Here is a 23,842-nt window from a genome sequence, read left to right on the forward strand (position 1 = left end):
TCGCATTTTAAAAATTCTAATAACATGGTTTTAATGTCATATTGAACTTATATATCTTTATTATATAATATCTCTGACTTAATTTTCTATTATTTTAAAATCTTAGCGAGGTCTTCATGGAAAAAGTTAAAGAAGAGATAAAATGTCCGATATGTAATGATATCGGCTGGATTTTTAAAGATAATGAAGTTGTTAGGTGCGAATGTCAGCTTTTTAAAAATACAGAAAAATTAAATAAAGCTCTTAATATTCCAAAAAAATATTACCATGCAAACCTTGATAATTTCATCCCAAATCATCCTTCACATCATGTTATTTTAACAAAGATTAAAGAATATATTTATAGTGATGATTATTTAGAAGGAAAAGGAATTTTCTTCTATGGAAAGCATGGCGTAGGAAAAACACATTTGGCAGTTAGTATTTTAAAAGAGTTTTATTTTAAAAGAGGCATTACAGGTTTGTTTTATGATACAAGAATACTATTATACGATTTAAAATCTACGTTTGAAGGAAGTAGTAGTACAAGATATCTTTTAGATAGTGTGATAAAAGCTCCAATTTTGGTTTTAGATGATTTGGCAAGTGAAAGGCTTACTGACTGGGCGAAGGATATTTTGCATTATATAATTATCAGTAGATATAATGATAAACTTCCTGTTATAATAACATCTAACATATCCTTAGATGAAGAAGATGAGATAGAAATCGTAGATAGTATTGAAAGTAAATTTGGAAAAGGTATAGCATCAAGATTAAACGAGATTTGTATTCCTATAAAGGTTGAAGGAGAAGACCAAAGAAAAAGTCCGTTTAAAGAATTTTGGAAAGGTGGTAAGAAATGAGCAGAAAAGCTTTAATCAAAAGAGAAACAAAAGAAACGCAGATAGAGTTATCAATAAATTTAGATGGCACAGGTAAACATAAAGTAGATACGCAAGTTGGATTTTTATCTCATATGCTTGAAAGCTTTTCATTTCATTCCATGATAGACCTTGAAATCATGGCAACAGGAGATGTTCATGTTAGCCATCATCACTTAGTAGAAGACGTTGGTATTGTTTTAGGTCTTGCTGTAAAAGAAGCACTTGGAGATAAAAGGGGCATAAAAAGATTTGGATATAGTATAATTCCAATGGATGAAGCATTGGCAATGTGTAGCATTGACCTTTCTGGCAGACCATTACTTTTTTATGATGATTTTGGACTAAGAGGCAAGATAACCAATTTTGATTTTGAACTAATGGGAGAATTCTTTAAAGGTTTTACACTTTCAGCTGGAATAACCATGCACTTAAAAGCTTTGGCAGGTCATAATCTTCATCATATAGCTGAATGTTTAACAAAATCTTTTGCAATTGCATTAAAAGAAGCAGTATCATTAGACCCAAGAAGATTAGAAGTTCCATCAACAAAAGGAGCTATATAGGATGCTAACAGATAAAGAAAGAAAGGCAGAGATATTAAGAATACTTAGAGAAAAAAAGGAAGTAACAGTTAAGGAGCTTAGTCATATATTTGGCGTTTCTGCGATGACTATTTACCGTGACATAAGAGAGCTTGAAAGAGAAGGAGAAGTTAAGAGAAAGCATGGTTCTGTAACTTTAAATACAGTTGAAAATAAAGAAACTATCCCTATTAAATCCTGTCCAATCTGTGAAAAGCCTATTACAAGGTCTCATCCTTATAAAATAATAGTTGAAGGAAGTAAGATTGTAGAAGCTTGCTGTGAACACTGCGGATTGATGCTTCATCAGAATTACGCAGAAAAGAATGTATCAGCATTAACTTACGATTTCATCACAGAAAAGCCTATTAACGCCCTTGATGCTTATTATGTAGTAGGAAGTTCTGCAGTTCCATGTTGCAGTCCAAGTGTTATTCCATTTATAAATAAAGATGATGCAGAAAAATTTTCAAAAGGCTTTGGCGGTAAGGTTCTAAACTTTATAGAAGCTTACAATGAAATTATAAACAGAATGAATATTAATATTAAAAGTTGTTGCTCACCACAGCAACCCGTTAGCTTTGTGTTAAAGGATTTAAATAAGAAGGGTAAAGAATAGTTCTAGATGCAAATGAATTTGTAAGTTTTATTCAGAAGCGGAATAAGTACGAGTAGAAATGTTCTAAACATGTTTTCTGATTTAATGTTAACCTATTTGTTATCTTGAGAACGTAAATCTAAGAACTAGTCTCTGATTTGATACTCTTTTGTGTTTTTCTATGAGACTGTTCCGAAAATCCACACTGTCATTCTGAGCAAAGTGAAGATTCCCCTATTTTAAAGGGAGGAAATCCTTCGGCCTTACACCCTTAGGATGACAAGGAAAGGTAAATTTACAAAAATTTTGGGACACTCTTATTAAAATATGATAATGTAAGAAGTAAAGTGTGATTTGCACAAAAACGTGCAAAAGTTTTATAAATTTGCTGAATTTTTATTCAATTTAAAATATTTGATAATTATTTAAGATATTGAAAAACTTATATTTTTAATTTTGACATCAAAGTTGCGTATTCTACTGATTTGAGAATTTTCAAGAGGTGGTTAAAGATGAAAAAATATTGATTTTAACAACAAGCTTGATTCCTCTGTAGTGTGGGTGCTATGGGGATACTCACTGGCTTTCGGAAAATATATTGGAGGAATAATAGGCAGCTTGGAAAATGCGTTTTTAAATGGCATTTCTGTAAATGATATATGGTCAGTGAGCAATATTCCAACTTTATTATTTGTAGCATTTCATTTAACGTTTGCTGCAATTGCAGTAGCATTAGTCAGTGGTGCAGTTATTGAAAGAATGAAATTCGAGGCTTGGTTAATATCTGTAATTCTTTGGATAACTTTCGTATATTCACCTGTTGCTCACTGGGTTTGGGGTGGTGGATTTTTATCAAAGCTTGGATTGTTAGACTTTGCAGGTGGAACGGTTGTAGAAACTGCTTCTGGAATATCAGGTCTTGCACTTGCACTATTATTGGGCAAAAGAAATGATTTTGGTAAAAAAGCAATCTTGTCATCTTCTGTAGTTTTAACGGTTGCCGGAGCAGGTTTGTTATGGTTTGGCTGGCTTGGTTTTAATGAAATAGCGGTATCTGCACTTTTAATAACTAATACAGCCGGGCATTTCCTAATTTTTCATCTAAGGTATAAATTTAACTAAATAATTTCCAAGAATTCCTGCCAAGAAACCAAAAAAATAACCAACTAATACATCCAGTGGAAAGTGTGCTCCCATATAGACCCTTCCATAACCAATTATTAAAGCTATAATCAAAAGAATTAAAGATAGATAGATATTTCCATAAAATAAAGAGACAGTAAAAATTGTAAAAACGTAGCCACTATCGGCAGACGGAAAGCTCTTTAAAGATACAGGTTCAAGAAGGTTTACATTTTCAAGTAAAGCTGAAGGTCGTTTATGTCTAAATGTATACTTTAAAGCCGGCATAATTATTCCTGTTATTAGTAAACTTGCCATCAAATGTTTTAGAAAGTTAAAATCCTTTAAAAAGATATAAAAGATCAAAATATAGACAGGAATTGAGTAAGATTTTCCCATGTAAAAGAAATACTTGTAAAACTTATCAAGAAAGCTATTTCTTCTTGAATTTATCAAATAAAATAATTTAACATTCCATCTAATGCTAACTTCCCAATCATTCCTCACCAGCAACCTCAAAAAAATTAGTTATTACAACAGGTCTAAATCCAAAGTAAAGATTAAAAATTCTAAAATCATACTCATAAACTTCTAAATGATAAATGCCTTCTTCTTTAAGTTTATAAGAAAAATGTTTTTTATCTGTTATGAAAACTTTTTTACCATCTTTAAATAAGATTTTAACCCTCTTGCTTTTATCAAAGGAAAAATAAATTTTACCATCTTTACAAACTCTTTCGCCGAGAATTTTAATACCTTTCTTGTCTATAGCAAATATATCAATAAAGTTTTGATTTATGCTTAAATAAAGATTGCCATCTGAAAGAGACTTTAAAACATCTTCTTTTGAATTTAAAGGTTCCTTTGAGTAGACTTTATTGATAAGCCATTTAAAGCCTGATTTGTAAGAAGGAATTAATACCCCGTGGGTTTTTTCTTGGTAAACAACCTTTACGTGTAAATCTAAACCACCAATAATGTTTAATCCTTTTGCTCTTGTAAAATAAAGCTCTCTCCATTTATCAATAGGAATAAGACAGTTCCATTTGTGAATCAAATTTCTTGAAATTGGAAGAATCAACAGGTTTTTTATAAGACAGATGCCTGTAAAAAATTTGTTCCATACGATAATATCTTTTATGTCAATAAATTCATACAGATAGCCTTTTCTAAACTTTCCCTTCCATCTGTAATGGTCAAAATCAAAGTTATGTGGGTGAGATATTACAGGTAGCTGATTTCCAAGAAGCAGTAATCTGCCATCCGGTGTGTTTTTTTCTATACCTGCAAATACTTTATCATCTTCAAAATATTTATAATCAAGATTATCATGGTCTGTGATGAAAACATAATCAATATTGTTAATTTCCATAGCTTTTTTTATGTCTGATGGCTTACCGAGTGAATCAAATGAAAACTGCGTATGAACATGGACTATAACGTTGTATGTATATAGATTATGAGAAGGTATACTCTCTTCTTCTGCTTTATCTAATTTTAATACTTTAAAAGGTCTAAATTCTAAGTATAGAATAAGCAAAATAAGAATGATTAAAAACTCTATCGTTTAAAACTCCCTTACTAAAAAGTGATTTTAATATTTTAGCAAATCAGAGATATAAATCATTGCAGGACCGTTAGATTGACTGATAAACATTAAAAGAAGGATAACCCTATTTGTCATTCTGCAACCGTACGAAGAATCTTCCTGCCTTTTACCCAATTTTTCGTCCAACGTATAGTTAAAAAGACGGAAACTCTTTGTTGGTTAATGATTATGTGGATTTTTGTAAGCAGGCTCGGCATTTTTATAGATACCACTTGAAAAATTCCAGAACATTCTTAGCCATCAACTCTCAAGCCTAACCATTGATAAAATGTCATTTGTAAGCTTGTCTATATTTGTTCCCTCTTTTGCAGAAACTAAATAAACTGGAACTTCCTTGCTTAAATCTAAAGTCTCTCTTATAATTTTTTCAGCTTTTGCTCTTTCGCTTTGATTTAACTTATCTATTTTTGTGCCAACAACTACGTAAGGCTTTTCAAAAGATTCAAGCCATTCTTTCATCAAAACATCAAGATTGGTAGGTGGATATCTTGTATCTACAAGCATTATGATCAAATTTAGATTTTCTCTATTTAAAAGATAATCTTCTATCATCTTTTTCCAACTTAGCCTTTCTTTATGTGACACAGCCGCAAATCCATAACCCGGCAGGTCTACAAAGTAAATATCATCATTTAAGAGAAAAAAGTTAATAAGTCTTGTTTTCCCAGGTGTTGCACTTACCTTTGCGATACTTCTTTTAAAGATCGCATTTATTAGAGAAGACTTTCCCACGTTAGACCTACCAACGATAGCTATCTCTGGCTTGTTTGGTGGCGGAAAGTCTTCCGGTTTAACTGCACTTTTTACAAACTTTACACTTTTTAAACTACCCATTCTTAGCTTGCTTTTTCGTAAACATAGATTGGTGGTTTTTGTTTAAGAACCACATCTTTATCGATAATTACTTTCTTAAGTGTCTTTTGACTTGGTGCTTCATACATAACATCCAGCATTAAGTCCTCTATAATAGCTCTCAAACCCCTTGCCCCTGTTTTCCTTTTGATAGCTTCTCTTGCTATCTCCCTCAAAGCATCCTCTGTAAACTCTAACTCTATTCCATCCATTGCAAGCAAGCTTTTATATTGTTTCACCAAAGCATTCTTTGGCTCCGTTAAGACTCTCACAAGTGCATCTTCGTCAAGCTCTTCTAAGGTTGCTATAACTGGCATTCTACCAAGAAATTCTGGTATCAATCCAAACTTTATAAGGTCTTCTGGCTGGACTAAGGATAATAAATCTTTCTCTTCTGATTTTGATTTTATGTCTGCATCAAAACCTATAGATTTCTTCCCAATTCTTTGTTTGATTATATCTTCAAGTCCAACAAAAGCACCGCCGAGAATAAAAAGAATGTTTGTTGTATCAATTTGAATAAACTCCTGGTGCGGGTGTTTTCTTCCGCCTTGTGGTGGCACGTTTGCAATTGTTCCTTCTAATATTTTCAATAAAGCTTGCTGAACACCTTCACCAGACACATCTCTTGTAATGGATGGATTATCTCCGGATTTTTTTGCTATTTTATCTACTTCATCTATATAAACAATTCCTTTTTCTGCTGCTTCTACATCGTAATCAGCATTTTGAAGCAATCTTGCAAGAATGCTTTCCACGTCTTCACCAACATATCCTGCCTCAGTGATGTTTGTAGCATCTGCAATGGCAAAAGGTACGTTTAAGATTCTTGCCAAAGTTCTTGCTAAAAGAGTCTTACCAGAACCTGTTGGACCAATAAGTAAAACATTACTTTTCTCAATCTCAACGTCTTTATCTTTAAATAACTCTTTTTGATATATTCTTTTGTAATGATTGTATACCGCTACAGATAGAATCTTTTTTGCCTTTTCTTGACCTATAACGTACTCATCAAGTTTAGCTTTTATTTCTGCAGGCGTTGGAAGTTCTGATAAATTTTCAAACTTTTTGTTTTCAAGCTCTTCTCTAACTATAGATGCAAGTTTATCTACACAACTATCACAAATGAGTATATCATTAGGACCTTCTACTAATACATCTGCTTTACTTTCTGGTTTTCCACAGAAAGAACATTTTTTTTCTTTTGCCATTTTTCTTATTTTTCACCTCTTTTATAAATAACTTTATCTATAAGACCATATTCCTTAGCTTCTTCAGCAGACATAAAGTAATCTCTTTCTGTGTCTGCTTCTATCTTTTCAATTGGCTGTCCTGTGTGCTTTGCTAGATATTCATTCAATATTCTTTTAAGTCTCAGAATTTCTCTTGCATGAATCTCTATATCTGTAGCCTGTCCTTGGAATCCACCAATTGGTTGATGAATCATTATTCTTGCATTTGGCAGAGAGTATCTTTTTCCTTTGGTTCCGGCAGAGAGCAAAAAAGCTGCCATGGATGCTGCTTGTCCCATACAGATTGTAACTACATCTGGTTTTATGTAGTTCATAGTATCGTAAATGGCAAGTCCGGCAGTAACCACACCACCGGGAGAGTTAATGTACATATAAATATCCTTATCCGGATCCTCAGATTCTAAAAATAAAAGCTGTGCAACAACCAAGTTAGCAACATGGTCATCGATAGGTGTTCCAAGAAGAATTATTCTATCTTTTAATAATCTTGAGTATATATCGTATGCTCTTTCACCTCTTGGTGTTTGTTCTATAACTATTGGTATTAATTGATTTAAAATCTTATCCATTTTGCTCCTCTTTATTTTCTTGTTTTTCTCTAGCTTCTAACTCTTCTTCAGATATCTCTTTAATATTTGCCTTTTCTACCAATACGTCAAGTGCTTTTTGTCTTGCAATATCTGATTTAATTCCTTCTAGCATGCCTTTTTGGATCAAATACTCTCTCATATCAGCAAATGAAACGTTGTAAGACTGTGCCAATTTAGAAATTTGTGCATCTAACTCTTCGTCAGATACAGCGATACCCTCTTTTTCAGCGATTTTTGAAAGAATAAGCATGACTCTGACATTATTTATAGCTGTTATAGTCAAGTTTCCACTTGCTGCGTCAAGAATTTCTTTGTTTGGTTCAATTCCATAACTATTAAGCTGATCTATGTATCTTTGAGTTAAATTTTCGATTTCCAACCTTAATAGAGAAGCTGGAACTGGAAAATCATATTCTTGAGCTAATTTATCTAAAATCTTTTGTTCAATTTCTTGTTTTCTAAGCGCTTTTAATTGATTTTCTATATTTTCTCTAATTTTATTCTTAGCTTCTTCTACGTTTTCACCAAGACCCATAGATTTTACAAACTCATCATTGAATTCTGGAACAACTTTTCTTTTTACTTCTAAAATTTCTAACTTTATTTTTGCCTTACCTATCTCTTCACCTTTTTCATTATATAAAGGTACATTTTCAAGCTCTACCTTATCACCAACTTTTTTTCCTTTTATAGCATCCTCAGCCTCTTTTCTCAAAGCGCCTGAACCAATTATGGTTTCAAATTCATCCTCTTCTTCTTCGCCTTTATCAGAAATTATGTGATACTTGACCTTAACTTTATCACCATCTTCTATTTCTTTATCCGCATCTTCATATGTAGCATTGTTTTCTAAGATGTTTTTGATAGCATTTTCTATATCTTCATCTTTAACTTCAAGTTTGACAACTTCAACTTCTATGTCTTCGTAAGGTTTCAGTTCAAACTCTGGAGCAACCTCAAAGCTAACTTTCATCGATAATTTTTCATCATTTTCAAGCTTTACATCGCCGAATAATATTTCAGGTGTAACTGGTTTTAGACTTTCTTTTTCAAGAATTTCGGGAAGATATTTATCGATGTATGCTTTAGCCACTTCTTCCTTTATAGCATCTTTATATTTTGCCTTTATTATAGCCTTTGGAACATGACCTTTTCTAAATCCTTTTACTTCTGCTACTTTAGATATTTCCTTGATTACTTCTTCTGCCAATTCTTTTACTTTCTGTCCTTCATCCTCGATTGTTAAAGTTCTTAATAATTCTTTTGCTTCCACTACTACGTTCATCTATTCACTCCTCTCAATGATTTTTAAGAAAAAATTATATCATAAAGTTAAAGAAGTTTTAAGTTGCATATTTTTTGTGCAAAAGTATTTTAAATTTTTAAAATTTGAATTATAATATTATTTTCAAATTTATCCTGAGTAAAGGAGGTTTCTTATCATGGGCAGTAATAGCCCGACGAAAATGTACTTCAAAAAAATTATTAAGGAGGAAAGAAAATGGAAAAAACCCTCGGACTGCATATCTTAGCGGACCTATACGGTGTAGATTTTGAAAAAATTGACCATGTTGAAGATGTAAAAGCTCTTCTTGAAGGTGCAGTTAAGTACGCAAACTTAAGTAAATTATCATCTCATTTCCATCAGTTTAATCCTCACGGTGCAACAGGAGTCATACTCTTAGAAGAATCCCACATCTCTATTCATACTTGGCCAGAGCATGGTTATGCTGCAATAGACGTTTACACCTGTGGTGGCAAGGAAAAAACTTTTAAAGCTATGGAATACATCATTAAAACTCTCAAACCAAAGAGAATTGATGAGAGAATAGCTGAAAGAGGTGTAGTTCCAGTTAACCCTGAAGGTGTAAACATAGAAAAAATGCAGCTGGCACAAGTATAATCTGATTTTTAGCATTGTTATTTTAAAAATCTGCCGGTAAATTTATTACATCACTAAAATACGGAGGTATTACTATGCTTAACAAAGACATATTAGATTTACTCAAAGATTTTACGCCGGCAGTATTTGCAACAGTGAAAGATAATAAACCACATTTGGCATTCGTTTCATGGCTAATAGCTACAGATGAAAAAACGATAAAAGTAGCTTTAAGTAAAAATTCTGCATCAATAAACAATATTAAAGAAAACCCAAATGTGGCAATATCTGTATTTGGTCCATCTATAGCAGCAACTATTTACGGTACGGCTAAGATTGTTAAAGATGAAATAGAAACTATTTCTTTTCCTGTTTCTGTGGTAGAAGTAAATGTTGAATCTGTTGTTGACAACTTGTTCCCAGGTGCAACAGTTAAAGGAACTATTCCATTTGAACACACCGGCAACATACAAAAGGCTTTAGAGCTTGATGAAAAAGTTTTAAACGCTTTAAAGTAAGTGAGATAATTAGAAAGTTATTATTGGCTGTGAAAAGTCAACAAAAAAGATGCATACTTTTGGCAAGAAATTAAGGATCTTAAAAACATAAATATAGGAGATCCTTCGGACTAAAGTCATCAGGACGGCAGAGAATTGAAAGTAAAGGCAATTCATGAATTGTCATCACAAAAGGTAGGAGTAAAGTATTGTCATTCTACAGCGGCGAAGAACCTCCTGTTTTTATGAATTTCTCGCCTGACGTAAAAAAACGATATATCATCAACTTTTTGGGCAGTCTTTAAGCTGCCCTAATTAAAAAACTAACCTTTCCTGATTTGAATTTAGATATTAATGAAAAAGAGACGAAATTTTGTCGTTCTGTAAAAATTGGAAGAGCCTATTGAAAAATTTTTTTTAAACAATATATTAATACCTTGTGCAAATTACTTTTTAAAAGGTGAGTTTTATTGGCTATATCTCCTGAAACAATTGATGAAGTCCAAAGAGTTGCTAATGTTTACGATGTAATATCAGATTATCTATCTTTGAAAAAAGTAGGTTCAGTTTATGTAGCTTTATGTCCTTTCCATAGCGAAAGAACTCCATCTTTTACAGTATCTCCAACAAAAAATATTTTTAAATGCTTTGGCTGTGGAATTAGTGGAAATGCTATCAAATTTGTAATGGAATATGAAAAAGTATCCTTCTCTGAAGCAGTCGTAAAAATAGCCCAAAAGTATGGAATAACAGTTAAGTACATAGGTAGTGATAAAGAAAAACATTTAAAAGGTTTATACTCTCTCACAAGGCAGATTACAGATTTTTATAAAAACCAGCTTAAAGAAAGTCAAGTAGCCAGAGAATACTTAAGAAAAAGAGGGATACTACCTCAAACGATTATAGACTTTGAGATAGGATACTCTCCAGAAAACCCAGAAAGATTTAATAAATTTATCCAAGAAAATAATATATCTATTGAAGATTTAAACAAAATAGGCTTGATATCTACATATGATGACAAAATTTATGATAAGTTTAGCGGAAGAATAATTTTTCCTATCAAAGACCATAAAGGCAATATTGTAGGATTTGGCGGAAGGGCTATAGATGAAAACAGACATCCAAAGTATCTAAACTCACCGGAAACCCAAGTTTATAAAAAAAGTAAAGTTTTATATGGACTTTTTGAAAATAGTCAAATCATAAAAGAAAAAAGTCAAGTTGTAATTGTCGAAGGCTATATAGATTTAATATCTTTATATCAAATTGGCATTAAGAATGTTGTTGCGACGCTCGGAACAGCTCTTACAAAAGAGCATGCCAATCTTCTTAAAAAATATGTAAATGAAGCTATTGTTATGTTTGACTCTGATGAAGCTGGAAAAAAGGCAGCGACAAGAGCAGCAAAAATTTTATTATCTGAAGGAATTACTGTTAGATACGCTTATTATACTGAAGCAAAAGACCCGGATGAACTATCAAAAAAAGGTTTAAATGCTGTAAAAGAAATTATAAACAATGCCGAAGATATTATATTCTTTTTGACACGAAAACTTAAAGAAATAAATAACTTAGAAGATAAACGACAGCTGATGAGGTATGGAGCGATCTATAGCTATATTTTAAAGATTTTAGCAAATGTTAAAGACCCTGGATTAAAGGCAAGTTATGTAAGCTATCTATCTCAAATGCTTGATAAAACGTCATCAGTAATAGAGTCAGATATTGATAAAATAAAAAAGCAGCCTGAAAGAGAAGATCAATCTGAGATAGAAGAAGCTGATAAGTTAAATTTAAGATTAACCTATAAAGAAAGAGTTTTTATTAAGTATATTTACCAGAATCCAGAAGTATTAAAAGATGAAATTTTTGATAAAATATCTTTTCTTCCAGAAAAAATACAATATATTATAGATTTAATCAAGAACGACGCTGAATATGAGCTATTAATATCAGACATAATCCAAGACACTAAAATACAACCATCTTATGCATCTTTTCAACACATTCTAAACGAGTTTGTAAGAGAGTATGAAAAAAAACATCGTATGTTTGAACCAATACTCAATAAATAAACTTTAGGAGGTTGATGCAAAAATGATTAACTTACACGACAGGGATGACGTAAGAACTCTTATTAACCTTGCCAGAGAGAAAGGGTATGTAACCTATGCAGAAATAAGCAGGTATGTTGATGAAGAGTTCTTCTCATCTGATGAGAATATAGAAAGCCTTATTGAGTATTTGAATGAGTTAAACATTGACGTTAGAGATGATGAAAAAATCAAACCAGAGGATGAAGATATTTCAGAGTACTTAGGAATTGACTTAAACGACGATGATGTTTGGAATAAAGCCGATGATCCTGTTAAGCTTTATCTTAGAGAAATGGGTAAAATTCCACTTTTAAAAAGAGATGAAGAGATCAAATACTCAATGGAGATAGAAAGAGGTAGAAAAAAAGTATTTAGAGGGCTTTTAAGAACATCTTTCTTAACAGAAAGACTTTTGGATGAATGGGCAAAAGTAATAGATGGAAAAGCAAGGGTTCATGATATCTTAAATTTAGATGAACCAGAAGTCGAGGATGAAGAAGAAGCTTCAGAATCTGAAGAGTTTAGCTTAGAAAATAATGGTAATTACGATAAAATTACAGCAGAGTTTGTCAAAAAAGGTCTTGAACTTGCTAAACTATACAGAGATCTTTTAGAGAAAGAAAAAAAATATTTAGAAACAGGAAGCTTGGAGGACAAAAAAGAGTTTATATGGCAACATGCAAAGTTAAATAGATTTATCAAAAGCTTAAATATCAAATTCACAAAATTAGATAAAATAGCAGATGAATTAAAAGAGCTTTATACAAAACTAAGGAAGAATGAAAAAGATTATGAAAAAAGAATAAAAATCATCTCTAAAATACATCCTGATATAGATTTAATGCTTTCGCCAGATTATGAAAAAAATCCAGAGATTCTTAAAAAGCTTGAAGATCATGGCTTTTCTTATGGAAGGTATGAAATTCTAAGAACAGAAACATTAAAATTAAGAGACGAGATAGAAGAAATAAAACAAAAAATCGGGACAATCCCATCAGAATTTGACCATGTTTTAGACTTAATCCAGTCAGGCAGGAATGAAATCAATCATGTAAAACAAATATTGGTGAAGGCAAATCTTAGACTTGTTGTATCAATAGCCAAAAAATACACAAACAGAGGGCTACAATTCTTAGACTTAATCCAAGAAGGAAATATAGGGCTTATGAAAGCTGTTGATAAATATGATTACAAGAAAGGATTTAAATTTTCAACCTATGCTACATGGTGGATTAGGCAAGCAATAACAAGAGCTATAGCAGACCAAGCAAGAACAATAAGAATTCCTGTTCACATGATAGAAACTATCAATAAACTTTTAAGAATATCAAGAACGCTTGTACAAGAACTTGGTAGGGAACCAACTCCGGAAGAGATTGCCAAAAGAGCCGGAATGCCAGCTGATAAAGTAAGAAAAATACTTAGGACATCTCAAGATCCAATATCTCTTGAGACTCCAATCGGTTCAGATGAAGAATCTCATCTTGGAGACTTTATAGAAGACAAATCTGTTCTTTCTCCAGAGCAACACATGTTAAAACAAGCCCTAAGATTACAGTTAGATGAGGTCTTATCAACTTTATCAGAAAGGGAAGAGCAAGTTTTAAGGTATAGATTTGGTTTAGAAGATGATACAGAACATACGTTAGAACAAGTTGGAAAAAGATTTGGGGTAACAAGAGAAAGAATTAGACAAATAGAAGCAAAAGCATTAAGAAAACTCAGACATCCACATAGAGCAAAATATTTAAAACCATTTATTGAAGGTGAATAAAGACGGGTGAAAAGTAAAGTAAGAAAAATGAGAAATTTGGAAATTAGTGGAGTTTTTATAAGATTTTAAAGAGGAGATTCTTCTGCCTAAGGTCTTTAGAGTGGCAAGAAATAATCTAAATCTGTCATTTTGTAGCTGGTGAAGAATCTCCCACTTTCTTTTATCGAATTTCTCGCATAAGATGTATATGAGACGGTTTGTAAAAAATTAACGTTACTGGTTCCGTCTCTTTTAACTCTTTAATTACATCCGGAATTTCTGGACTTATAAAATTAGATATGAGATAAAAATAAAAAAGGGGCCTTTGTGGCCCCTTAACAAAAAAACTAGAATTTGGATTTAAATCTTTTTAATTTCTCATCATCTCTCTTAGCCAAATGTACTTATCAGCTGCTTCTGTACCTTGTCCTACTACAGATAACCAACCTAAGAAATCAGGTATCCAATCAAAAACTATGTAAGATACTGTGAAAAGAATAAATCCAATCCAGAACATCATCCACCATGTTGGGACAGCATCTGTTACATAAGTAATTTTATCAATTGCTCTTGTATTCTCCAATTGTCCAGCCATGTTTTAATACCTCCCAGCTTTTTTTTCTGATTCAATGATTTTTTCCTCTCTTTCTAAAAGGTCATATTTCGGACCTTCTATGTCTTTAAAGTCACCTTTCAGATAAGAATAAATAAATAGAATCAACCACCCAGTTAAAGCAATAATATAAGATATAACTTCAACCAAGAATCCTTTTAATTCAAAGCCTGCTTCTAAATAAGCAACGGTTCTTACTGCGATTATAGACCCAACTACAAACAGAAAAATAAACATTATCATAAGTGAAACTGTTCGTTGGGTTATCTTCATCTTTTCACCTCACATTTGTTAAAAATGGAGGGCTGTTAAACCCTCCAAATCGTTAGTTATTTTAAAGCCCATTCTTTTGTTGGCTTAACTTCCCAAGAACCAAGCCACATTATGTAGGTTAAGAGTCCAATTCCTCTATCATTAGGAACTATATTTCCGTTTTTATCCTTTTCAAAATACCATGGATATCCTGGCATGTTTGATCCTGGTGAAGTAGAAGCAGGATTATAGAGGTGTGCAACTTGCCAGTCTACGTTATGAACTGCTGCCTCCCTGATTAAGTCTGGGCCAATTCTTTTTGTACCCCACAATACAGGAGCTTGTAATTCATTTTGATATTCAGAAGGATAAGAAACAGTGTTAGAAACTCCTGGAATACCAAATCTTAATGTCTCGTTAGAAACTGGTCTTACCATTTGAGAGTGACAGTTCCAGCAACCTTCAGCAACATACCAATGGTGACCAATTTTCAAAGCCTTCGCAAACGATTCCTCATTTACTTCACCATAATATTTTTTAAATTGTTCTGGATAGTACTGAGCCAATCTTTGAAAATCAGCCCAAGCAGAGGTATTTTTTGCTTTTGCCTCTGCAGCAAGGTCGCTAACTTTCTTCATAGGAATGTCTTTAAGTACAAACATCGGCAACGCCCAAGATACAAAGTCTGCAAAAAGAAAGAATCCTAATCCCGCTACCAATACCACAAAAGGAAAACGTTCCATTTTACCCATTTTTCATTCCCTCCTTATACTGCTTGCTTTAGCTGAGCTTCAAGACCTTTACCAGCTGTAGCAGTTTTATAGAAGTTCATAGCATACATTAATAATCCTGTTAACATCATAATTCCAGCAACAGATCTGAAGTACCAGAATGGTTTTGCAAAGTTAACAGAGTCAATCCATGGGTTTAATCCAATCCAGTCGAATCCTTCTACTAATCCTGCAGCTGTTAAGTCAACAAACATTGCAATTACACCAATTGTTAATAACCAGTATGCTCCTTCTGACATTCCCTTAGAATACATAGTTTCTTTTCCAAAGAGTCTTGGCCATACATACTCAGCCATTCCAAGAACCCACATTCCAAATGTACCAAACATTATTAGATGTGCGTGTCCTGTTACCCAGTCTGTAAAGTGAATAACTTTTTGGAATGTTAATGTAACATGGAATGCACATTGGAAGCATGTAATCCAGTAGAAAATTGCTCCAGTATACATGTATCTTAAAGGCACATTGTACTTTAATACCTCAGCAGAACCTCTTAATGTCATCATGAAGTTGATTAAAACCGTTGTAACTGCAAACTCAATAGCAACTGTTGCAAACACTGCTGAATACTGAGCAAACATTGGAATTGGAGACCACATAAAGTGATGAACACCGTTCAATGGATAGAAGAATGCTAACCCCCAGAAGCCAAGTAATGACAATCCATGAGACCACATTGGTTTTTTCATAATAACTGGCACAAAGTAATACATTAATCCCCACGCTACAGGTGTAACGTACAATCCAACCAAGTCGTGAATAAATGTTGATTGAACTGCTCCAGCTCCAGACCCTGCAGACCAGAATCTTGGTATAAAGTTACCCATGAATACTACAAGAGGTGTCCAAACTAACATTGCTGAAATGTACCATCCTGTAACGTAGAGAGGAGCCTTTTGAGATGCTTTTAAAATTGGAGTACCAAATTGGATTGCATGTAACAATAACCAAGCAACAATTATAGGGTCAATCCACCAAGGTGTCTCACCCCATTCAACGTTGTCAGCTTGACCTAAGAAAAGAATAGCAACAACTGTAATTAATACAGCCGCCTGAAGACCAACAAACATAAATGTACCTAAATATTTCTCGTCAAAAACTTTATAACCTGTAAATCTTGGAACCGCCCAGTAAAGAAGACCGGTAAACATGTTTACTAAGAATCCATAAGCAGCACCTGCTGTGTGAATCATTCTTATTCTACCAGGAGACAAAAACTCTATTCCTGGGAATGGATAGATACCGTCGAGTTGTAGAGAATAGAGAAATCCCATTAATCCAACGATAATGAAGAAAATTAGACCCATTGCAACGTGAAGTTTAACAAGGGTATAGTTAACAAGGTTGGTTAATTGTACTTCGTTTGTTGCTGTTGCGGTAGCCATTGTTTACACCTCCTTGTATTATTTTCCTTGGTTCATTAAATATGCAATGTAAGAAACAAGATGCCATCTGTCTTCTTCTGATAAATGATCGAATTTTGGCATTGGAGAACCTTCAAGACCGACAGTTAAAACCCTGAACGTGTCTTTTGGTGATGGACCTGCTGCTCTAACCGGATAAGTTAAGTTAGTTGGTGGAACCGGTAAAGTTGAAGCTAACGGACCATCTCCTCTTCCGCTCTCACCATGGCAAGGTGTACAGTTTGCAGCATATAACTCTTTACCTTTTTCAATAGATTCCTTTGTTCCGAAGAATTCAGGAATTTTTTTGATTTGACTGTAAACAGATTCTCCAGGTTGTTCTTTTTTCCATCTGTCAGAGAAAGTTTTGATGTAAGCAATAACTGCTCTTTTTTGAACTTCTGGTACCAAATGGAAAGAAGGCATAGGTGTTTGAGGAATACCCCAATCTAATACGTGTAACAAGTCTTCATCTGTTGGGAGTGTTCCTTCTGGAGTAGATTTCCATCTAAATACACCAGTGTGGAAGTTTGGTGGCTTGTCCTTAAAGAAAGGCGCTGCCATACTGTTTCCATCACCGTTCTCACCGTGACATCCTACACAGAACTTGTTGTAAACCTTTCTTCCTGCTTCTTCCATTTCTGTTAGCTCAGCTGTCTTTTTAGCTTGTGCTGGCTTAGATGAATAAACATGCAATAAACCATAGACAAACAGGGCTGGGAAGAAGAAGAAGAGCAACCATCTGATAGTTGTGTTTTCTCCCATTGTTAACCTCCTACTAAAATATGATTTAAATCAATAATAAAATATTTATCAAGCAATTTCAAGCATTTAATTTAAAGTTAAAATAAAATAAAATTAACGTATTCTTTTTATATTTCTTTTATTACTTCATAAATCTCAACGGTGGGTGGTCCGGCAAACCATTCTTTTGGTGGCGGATTTTCATGAGCTTTCTTAAAAGCTTCACTGTTTGTATAATTTAAAAAACTCTCCATATCTTTCCAGTATGTAATAATTAACACATTGTTGTTTTCCGGCATTGAAGGAAAGCTTTTACCGGATAAAATTTTCATACCAAAGAATCCTTCCATTTGAGAAATTCCATGCTCTCCAAATCTTTCCTTAGACCTTTTTTCAAAATCTTCTTTAAACTCTTTTTTGATTGGAAACTTTGTTAAAACAACTACCATCTTTTTACACCTCCTTTATTATCATTTGATGAGCTTTTCCTATTAATTGAGTATAATGTGTATAACCTTTTTTGTCTAAATGATTTTTTAAATCTTCAATTATTTTTAACGGCGAGAGAGGGTCATAGAAATTTGCTGTTCCTACTTGTATAGCAGACGCTCCAGCCAATATATGTTGCAGTGCATCTTTGTAGTTTGATATTCCACCTACACCGATAATAGGTATTCTACTACCGTATTTTTGATAAACCTGCCATATCATCCTAACAGCTATTGGAAGGATAGCAGGACCAGAAAGTCCTCCTGTAATGGTTGACAAAATTGGTTTTTCTCTTTCTACATCTATAGCAACACCAAGAAGTGTATTTATAAGCACCAAACCATCAGCTCCTGCAGATACGCAAGCATCGGCAGTATCAAGAATGTTGCTAACGTTTGGGCTTAATTTAACAAGAAGTGGCTTTTTTGTAATTTTCTTCATTTTATAAACAAGATTGTATAAAACCTCCGGGTCTGTTCCAAATGCGATTCCACCTTTTTTTACGTTCGGACATGATACGTTTAACTCAAGTCCATGAACTCCATCTGCTCTATCAAGCCTTTCTGCTACTGCAAGATATTCATCTTCATCTTCTCCAAAAACATTAGCAAATATTTTAGTATCGTATTCTTTTAATTTAGGAAGTGTTTCATTTATAAAATAATCAACTCCAGGATTTTGAAGACCAATTGAGTTTAACATTCCGGCTGGCGTTTCTACAATTCTTTCTGGCATATTTCCTTTTCTTGGCTTTAATGATAATCCTTTAACAACTATAGCACCAAGTAATGATAAATCATATATTTTTGCGACTTCAAGACCATAGCTAAAAGTTCCTGAAGCTGTCCATACAGGATTTTTAAATTCTAAGCCAAAAAGTGTATGTTTTAATTTGTCCATAAGCCAACCTCAGTTAGATGGTAAAATAATATCTTACACTAAAAAATATGGAGTAGCAAATGAAGACAGTATTGCTTACAGGTGCAGCAGGTTTTATTGGTTGGAAAACTGCTGAATTTTTATTAAAAGAAGGGCATAAAGTTATTGGTGTAGACAATTTAAACAACTACTACGATGTAAGATTAAAAGAATACAGAAAAAAAGACCTTGAAAAGTTTGAGAATTTTAAATTTTATCCAGTTGATATTGAAAATCTTCAAGCTTTAGAGATTCTTTTTAATGATTATAAATTTGATGTAGTGATTAACTTAGCAGCAAGGGCTGGCGTAAGATACAGCATGATAAATCCTTATGTTTATATGACAACAAACGCAAATGGCACATTGAATTTACTTGATTTGATGAAAAAATACGGTGTTAAAAAGTTTGTCCTTGCTTCTACATCTTCATTGTATGCCGGACAGCCAATGCCATTCAAAGAAGACCTGCCTGTAAATACACCGATATCTCCGTATGCTGCATCAAAAAAAGCTGCAGAAGTGATGGCTTACACTTATCACTATCTTTATGGAATTGATGTATCAGTTGTAAGGTATTTTACAGTTTATGGTCCAGCCGGTAGACCTGATATGAGTATTTTTAGATTTATAAAATGGATTGATGAAGGAAAACCAATCATTTTATATGGTGATGGTTCTCAATCAAGAGATTTTACATACGTTGATGATATTGCCAGTGGCACTATTTTAGCAACTAAAGAGCTTGGTTATGAGATTATAAATCTTGGTGGTGGTAAAAATCCTATAAGTTTAAAAAGGGTTATTGAAACCATTGAAGCATACCTTGGTAAAAAGGCTGTTATTGATTATAGACCTTTTCATAAAGCAGATTTAAAAGAAACTTGGGCTGATATTACAAAGGCTAAAAATCTTCTTGGCTGGGAGCCAAAGGTAAGCTTTGAAGAGGGTATTAAAAAGACTGTTGATTGGTATTTAGAAAATAGGGATTGGCTTAAAGATGTAGAAGTTGGAAATGAGTAAATCTAAGTGCGTTTCAAAAATTTTATTAGAGCTAAAAATGAGATGAACTTTGCCTGCAATTCTATGTTTTAAAAAAGGATATTCTTCACTTAGTTTTAGAATGACAAATAGGGAACACATAAAGGAGGAGAAGAAGATTCTTCGCTTCGCCCAGAATGACGATTTAGGTTTTTGCAAGCAGCCTCAGTAAAAATTTTTACCTGTCATTTTACATCCAATAAGCTTTTATATTTCCTTTCAGCCAATCCCATAAAATCTTTTTAGCAACTCTATCGTAATCAATCTCGCCACCGGAAATTTTGTAATTTAACTTTCTGCCTATTTCTTCAAAAGCTGCCATCGGTTCATCTGGTAATTTTAATTTATATGCCTCTTCAAGTGCATCTTTTTTGTTAGCCAATATTTTTTCTATCAATTTTAAAGCAACATCTGCCGGTTGTTCTAATTTATCCGGAATCCATGAACCTTTTAATGCTAAATCTTCAGGAAACTCTAAGGTTATTATGCCGGGAGTATCTATCAAAAATATATTCTCGTCAAGTTTTACAAGCTTTTCTCCAACGGTCATCCCTGGCTTTGGTGAAGTTGTTGCTACCTTTTTTCTTTTTAATGTATTGATTACAGAAGATTTTCCAACATTTGGATAACCCAAAACACCAATTTTTACAATTTTTTTCTCGTTGGCAAACTCTTTAATTTTATCAAACAGTTCTTTAACACCAATATTTTTATGTGCGGAAAAAATTACTATAGGAAACTCTTTTTCAATTTTTTCCTTAGCTTCTTTAATAAACTCCTTTGGAACAAGGTCTGATTTGTTTAAAACCACAATCAAACTTTTATTTCTTTCTTTTGCTAAACTCTCAATTACACTATTTCTTGTTTCAAAAGGAATTCTTGCATCAACCACTTCTAAAATCAAATTAGATTCTGTAAGAACCTTTTTAGCTATACTTTTTTCTCTAAGCCATTCTCTTGGTTTGTTTGTCATCTTTTACCTCTTGTATAATATAGTTAATATTTTACAATTTTCTGAGGTTATTGTTGGAAAGAGTCCTAATTATTACTATATTACTTTTAATAACACTATCCTTTGGTCAAGAAAAAGTTATCATAGAATCCGATAAACTTGAAAGAGAAAAAGATAATATTTTAATAGCTGAAGGGAATGTTGTTATTACTTCTGGCGATAAAGTATTAAAATCAGAAAAGGTAATCTATGACTCTGAGAAAAAGATTGCAACTGTTCCGGTAAAATTTTACATAAAAACAAACACCTTTGAAGGAATCGGGTCTCATGGTTGGTATGATTTTGAAAACGATTCAGGAGAGGTTTTTGACTATCAGGGAAAAGTTGATAATCAATATTATGTAAGAGGCTATTATCTAAAAAAAGAAAAAGATGTTTACTATTTTAAAGATGGTGAATTTTCTGGCTGTCCTTTTGACCAATACGATTGGAATTTTAAAGCCAAATCCGGAAGTTTGAAAGAAAACGACCAACTTAAAGCATACAATATGTCTTTTAGATTTTGCAGGCTTCCTATTTTTTACACTCCATATTTTTCATACCCAACAACAGATAGAAAAACCGGGTTTTTAGATCCTATGATTGGTCAGGATACTTATAACCCATTTGTTTACAGACAACCTTTCTTTTATGTTATAAATGACTCTTCAGACATTACTTTTACAACAGATTATAGAAATAAACAAGGCTTTGGAACAAGTTTAGAATATAGAAGAGTTTTTGAAAAAGGTATTAATTTTAAAACAAATATAGATTTATTTAGAGAGTCTGGAAAAAAAGATTGGTGGCAAAACAGACCTGAAAGCCCAAAAACTTTTAGATACAGATTTTCTCTTGAAACTAACTATTCTCCGTTTTATAATTGGCAATTTTTCACAAAAGTAGATATTCCAAGTGATAGATACTTTTTTGAGGATTTTTATAACTATTCGAGATTAAAGTATACAGCTTTCACAAGGTCTTATATTTTTGGAAGGACTAATACAGATAAGTATCTATTAGAGTTAAATTTCAACTATCTTTACGACTTAACAACGCCGAATAACAAAGCTACTTTGCAAAGGCTTCCTCAGTTAAGATTTTACTGGAAAGAATCTAAATTTTTTGACCTTCCATTTTATTTTGATTATCTATCAGATAATAACTACTTTTTTAGAGAAGAAGGAACTACCGGGCTTAGAAGTGATAACATTCTTAGAGTTATTAACTATAACTACTTTGGAAAAATTCTTAACACTTTTGAGGCAACTCCAAGATTAACTTTATACTTAAACACAAAAGGAAATAATACTTTTGACTCAAGATTTCTTTTACCGTTTAAAAATACTACTCAAACAACATTTTTCAGACCTTATAAAGATTTTAATCATATAATCATTCCAAAAATCTCTTTTGAATATATATCAAAAATAAATCAGTCTTCCTTGCCATACTACGATAGGTCTGATAGAATCAATGAAAAAGAGGATGTAGATTTCTCCATATTTAACATACTTAATTTTAAGAACAATAACTTCCTAAGATGGGAGATATCTCAAGGATATACTTTTTTAAATCATTATTATATTGGTGAAAATATGTATAACTCTCATATTAAACCACTTAAAAACAGTATTTATTTAAACATTGGCAAATACTCTGCCGATAGTGTTCTTTACTATGATACAGAAAAGAAAAATCTTATAAGAACTATTTCAAGCTTTTCTACCCCGATTAGAGACAACATAATCTATTCCGTTGCATACACTTATGACAGAGGAACAAGCACAGAAGACTCGCAAAAGCAGATTTCTAACAGTATTTTTGTTAATTATAAAAATTATTCTTTTAGAGCAAGTATTTTAAATAACTTAAAGTATGGATACATACAAAATAAAAGCTTAGCTTTTGATTGGAATAGGGGATGCTGGAGTTTATCTTTTAGCTACTGGGAAGATTATAATATTACAACTCAAAAAAGATATAAAAACATATTTATAATTATAAACATTCTGGATATGAGATACAGAGTTCCATTTGTGAGAAATTGAGCTTTACACTGAGTTTCCAAGTTAACATCCATAAGCAAAGCCTAATCACTTAAGAGACTGCTTAGAAAAATCAACATTGTCATTCTGCAGTCGACGAAGAATCTTCTACTTTTATTGAATTTCTCACTTGACGTATACTCTATACCTCTAAAGTATCATTCTGAGCATAAGCGAAGAATCTCCACCTTTATGTCTTCTTCACTGTAAAAAGACCTTAAAAGAGGAGATCTTTCGGGCTAAAGTCCTCAAAATGACGAACAAAAATAAACTCGTTTTACACATACATTATAAAACTTGCAGGAATTTTAGAACACCCTCAGTTTGAAATTCATAAATCCTATATTTTTATTATTCATTTTTGTTCTCTTTCAAATCTTTTTATGTTAATTTCAGCTTTTGAGCCTAAGAATACATAAATACCTAAGGATATTATTAAAACTCCAACGCTTATGAACAAGCCTAAGGAGTATAAAAGTTTATTTGGCTCTGTCATTGCGAATTTAAACACAAGTATCAATGCTTCAATAGAGACGGCTATTATGATAGATACTAAAAATCTTGTCATCGTTTTTCTTGTTTCAGAGTGCTTTCTTGGGTCTTTATAAATCAATACTTCTTCTTCAAAAATAGTTCTTGCAAGGTCAAATATTGCAATGGAAAGAGTTATTAAAATTACGCCTTCAAAAATATGTTTTATATCAAGACTTAACTCTGTTAAAGAACTGACAGCCCATATGATTAATTTTAAGCTTAGTAGAGCCAAGATAATGCTAAATATTGAATAGAATATTTTCACTAAAAAATCAAACCTTTCTTTATTAGCATCAATATCTTGATTAAACATAAAG

General features: G+C 32.6%; 24 protein-coding genes and 1 pseudogene. 10 read left to right on the forward strand and 15 right to left on the reverse strand.

All coding sequences use genetic code 11. The features are described 5' to 3' along the window. Positions 1-116: 116 nt before the first annotated feature. The 4 genes and pseudogenes from Q0929_RS00915 to Q0929_RS00930 form a co-directional block, all read left to right on the forward strand. A complete protein-coding gene (locus Q0929_RS00915) occupies positions 117-845 on the forward strand; it encodes an ATP-binding protein (protein ID WP_299237712.1) in 729 nt (242 codons plus the stop codon). After that, on the forward strand, positions 842-1,429 hold the full coding sequence (gene hisB / locus Q0929_RS00920) for an imidazoleglycerol-phosphate dehydratase HisB (RefSeq protein WP_299225692.1): 588 nt from the start codon (positions 842-844) through the stop codon (positions 1,427-1,429). Before Q0929_RS00915 ends, hisB begins: the two co-directional genes overlap by 4 nt. A 1-nt stretch (position 1,430) precedes the next feature. Then, positions 1,431-2,066 carry a DeoR family transcriptional regulator gene (locus Q0929_RS00925; RefSeq protein ID WP_299237713.1) on the forward strand — a complete coding sequence of 212 codons (636 nt, stop codon included), beginning with the start codon at positions 1,431-1,433 and terminating at the stop codon, positions 2,064-2,066. Positions 2,067-2,591: 525 nt separating this feature from the next. Next, a pseudogene (locus Q0929_RS00930) lies at positions 2,592-3,125 on the forward strand (ammonia channel protein); the annotation flags it as partial. A 21-nt stretch (positions 3,126-3,146) separates the two neighbouring features. Here the strand turns inward: Q0929_RS00930 and Q0929_RS00935 are convergent. The 6 genes from Q0929_RS00935 to tig form a co-directional block, all read right to left on the reverse strand. Beyond that, a complete protein-coding gene (locus Q0929_RS00935) occupies positions 3,147-3,674 on the reverse strand; it encodes a phosphatase PAP2 family protein (RefSeq protein WP_299237714.1) in 528 nt (175 codons plus the stop codon). After that, positions 3,664-4,707 carry a PHP domain-containing protein gene (locus Q0929_RS00940; RefSeq protein ID WP_299237715.1) on the reverse strand — a complete coding sequence of 348 codons (1,044 nt, stop codon included), beginning with the start codon at positions 4,705-4,707 and terminating at the stop codon, positions 3,664-3,666. Before Q0929_RS00940 ends, Q0929_RS00935 begins: the two co-directional genes overlap by 11 nt. 309 nt (positions 4,708-5,016) lie before the next feature. Further along, positions 5,017-5,610, reverse strand: coding sequence for a ribosome biogenesis GTP-binding protein YihA/YsxC (gene yihA / locus Q0929_RS00945; RefSeq protein ID WP_299237716.1), 594 nt, complete (start codon positions 5,608-5,610; stop codon positions 5,017-5,019). A 2-nt stretch (positions 5,611-5,612) separates the two neighbouring features. Continuing rightward, positions 5,613-6,839 (reverse strand): ATP-dependent Clp protease ATP-binding subunit ClpX, encoded by a 1,227-nt coding sequence (clpX, locus tag Q0929_RS00950; protein ID WP_299237717.1) that lies wholly within the window; start codon positions 6,837-6,839, stop codon positions 5,613-5,615. Positions 6,840-6,844: 5 nt separating this feature from the next. Beyond that, the gene (gene clpP / locus Q0929_RS00955; protein WP_299237718.1) at positions 6,845-7,450 is read right to left on the reverse strand and encodes an ATP-dependent Clp endopeptidase proteolytic subunit ClpP; all 606 of its coding nucleotides are present in this window, start codon (positions 7,448-7,450) and stop codon (positions 6,845-6,847) included. Beyond that, positions 7,443-8,756, reverse strand: coding sequence for a trigger factor (gene tig / locus Q0929_RS00960; RefSeq protein WP_299237719.1), 1,314 nt, complete (start codon positions 8,754-8,756; stop codon positions 7,443-7,445). Before tig ends, clpP begins: the two co-directional genes overlap by 8 nt. A gap of 216 nt (positions 8,757-8,972) precedes the next feature. On the opposite strand from tig, the gene speD reads away from it, so the two are divergent. The 4 genes from speD (at position 8,973) to rpoD (ending at position 13,723) form a co-directional block, all read left to right on the forward strand. Beyond that, entirely contained in the window at positions 8,973-9,374 is a 402-nt protein-coding gene (gene speD / locus Q0929_RS00965) for an adenosylmethionine decarboxylase (RefSeq protein ID WP_299237720.1), read from the forward strand. Positions 9,375-9,448: 74 nt separating this feature from the next. Further along, positions 9,449-9,871, forward strand: coding sequence for a pyridoxamine 5'-phosphate oxidase family protein (locus Q0929_RS00970; protein WP_299237721.1), 423 nt, complete (start codon positions 9,449-9,451; stop codon positions 9,869-9,871). A 449-nt stretch (positions 9,872-10,320) separates the two neighbouring features. Beyond that, positions 10,321-11,928: a DNA primase gene (gene dnaG / locus Q0929_RS00975; RefSeq protein ID WP_299237722.1), complete on the forward strand. Its 1,608-nt coding sequence runs from the start codon at positions 10,321-10,323 to the stop codon at positions 11,926-11,928. A gap of 22 nt (positions 11,929-11,950) precedes the next feature. Beyond that, a complete protein-coding gene (gene rpoD, locus Q0929_RS00980) occupies positions 11,951-13,723 on the forward strand; it encodes an RNA polymerase sigma factor RpoD (RefSeq protein WP_299237723.1) in 1,773 nt (590 codons plus the stop codon). A gap of 349 nt (positions 13,724-14,072) precedes the next feature. Here the strand turns inward: rpoD and Q0929_RS00985 are convergent, their stop codons facing one another. From Q0929_RS00985 to Q0929_RS01015, 7 genes are all read right to left on the reverse strand, one after another. Next, positions 14,073-14,297: a cytochrome C oxidase subunit III gene (locus Q0929_RS00985; RefSeq protein ID WP_299237724.1), complete on the reverse strand. Its 225-nt coding sequence runs from the start codon at positions 14,295-14,297 to the stop codon at positions 14,073-14,075. A 3-nt stretch (positions 14,298-14,300) separates the two neighbouring features. Next, on the reverse strand, positions 14,301-14,588 hold the full coding sequence (locus tag Q0929_RS00990; RefSeq protein WP_299237725.1) for a hypothetical protein: 288 nt from the start codon (positions 14,586-14,588) through the stop codon (positions 14,301-14,303). Positions 14,589-14,644: 56 nt separating this feature from the next. Next, the gene (locus tag Q0929_RS00995) at positions 14,645-15,319 is read right to left on the reverse strand and encodes a cbb3-type cytochrome c oxidase subunit II (RefSeq protein WP_299237726.1); all 675 of its coding nucleotides are present in this window, start codon (positions 15,317-15,319) and stop codon (positions 14,645-14,647) included. Between the two features lie 14 nt (positions 15,320-15,333). Beyond that, entirely contained in the window at positions 15,334-16,743 is a 1,410-nt protein-coding gene (locus Q0929_RS01000; protein WP_299237727.1) for a cbb3-type cytochrome c oxidase subunit I, read from the reverse strand. 18 nt (positions 16,744-16,761) lie between these two features. Next, a complete protein-coding gene (locus Q0929_RS01005) occupies positions 16,762-17,526 on the reverse strand; it encodes a c-type cytochrome (RefSeq protein ID WP_299237728.1) in 765 nt (254 codons plus the stop codon). A gap of 107 nt (positions 17,527-17,633) precedes the next feature. Continuing rightward, complete coding sequence (locus tag Q0929_RS01010) at positions 17,634-17,954, reverse strand: antibiotic biosynthesis monooxygenase (protein WP_299237729.1); 321 nt, start codon at positions 17,952-17,954, stop codon at positions 17,634-17,636. A 4-nt stretch (positions 17,955-17,958) separates the two neighbouring features. Then, positions 17,959-18,894 (reverse strand): dihydroorotate dehydrogenase, encoded by a 936-nt coding sequence (locus tag Q0929_RS01015; protein ID WP_299237730.1) that lies wholly within the window; start codon positions 18,892-18,894, stop codon positions 17,959-17,961. A gap of 59 nt (positions 18,895-18,953) precedes the next feature. Here Q0929_RS01015 and Q0929_RS01020 point away from each other — a divergent pair, with 59 nt between their 5' ends. Next, positions 18,954-19,934 (forward strand): SDR family NAD(P)-dependent oxidoreductase, encoded by a 981-nt coding sequence (locus Q0929_RS01020; protein WP_299237731.1) that lies wholly within the window; start codon positions 18,954-18,956, stop codon positions 19,932-19,934. A 208-nt stretch (positions 19,935-20,142) separates the two neighbouring features. Here the strand turns inward: Q0929_RS01020 and Q0929_RS01025 are convergent, their stop codons facing one another. Then, positions 20,143-20,925 (reverse strand): GTPase, encoded by a 783-nt coding sequence (locus Q0929_RS01025; protein WP_299237732.1) that lies wholly within the window; start codon positions 20,923-20,925, stop codon positions 20,143-20,145. A 53-nt stretch (positions 20,926-20,978) separates the two neighbouring features. On the opposite strand from Q0929_RS01025, the gene lptD reads away from it, so the two are divergent. Next, positions 20,979-22,994 carry an LPS assembly protein LptD gene (lptD, locus tag Q0929_RS01030; RefSeq protein ID WP_299237733.1) on the forward strand — a complete coding sequence of 672 codons (2,016 nt, stop codon included), beginning with the start codon at positions 20,979-20,981 and terminating at the stop codon, positions 22,992-22,994. A 352-nt stretch (positions 22,995-23,346) separates the two neighbouring features. On the opposite strand, the gene Q0929_RS01035 is transcribed toward lptD, so the two are convergent. Next, the gene (locus Q0929_RS01035; protein ID WP_299237734.1) at positions 23,347-23,838 is read right to left on the reverse strand and encodes a hypothetical protein; all 492 of its coding nucleotides are present in this window, start codon (positions 23,836-23,838) and stop codon (positions 23,347-23,349) included. Between the last annotated feature and the right edge of the window lie 4 nt (positions 23,839-23,842).

Origin of the sequence: Sulfurihydrogenibium sp., assembly GCF_028276765.1 — a bacterium.
GTDB lineage: Bacteria > Aquificota > Aquificia > Aquificales > Hydrogenothermaceae > Sulfurihydrogenibium.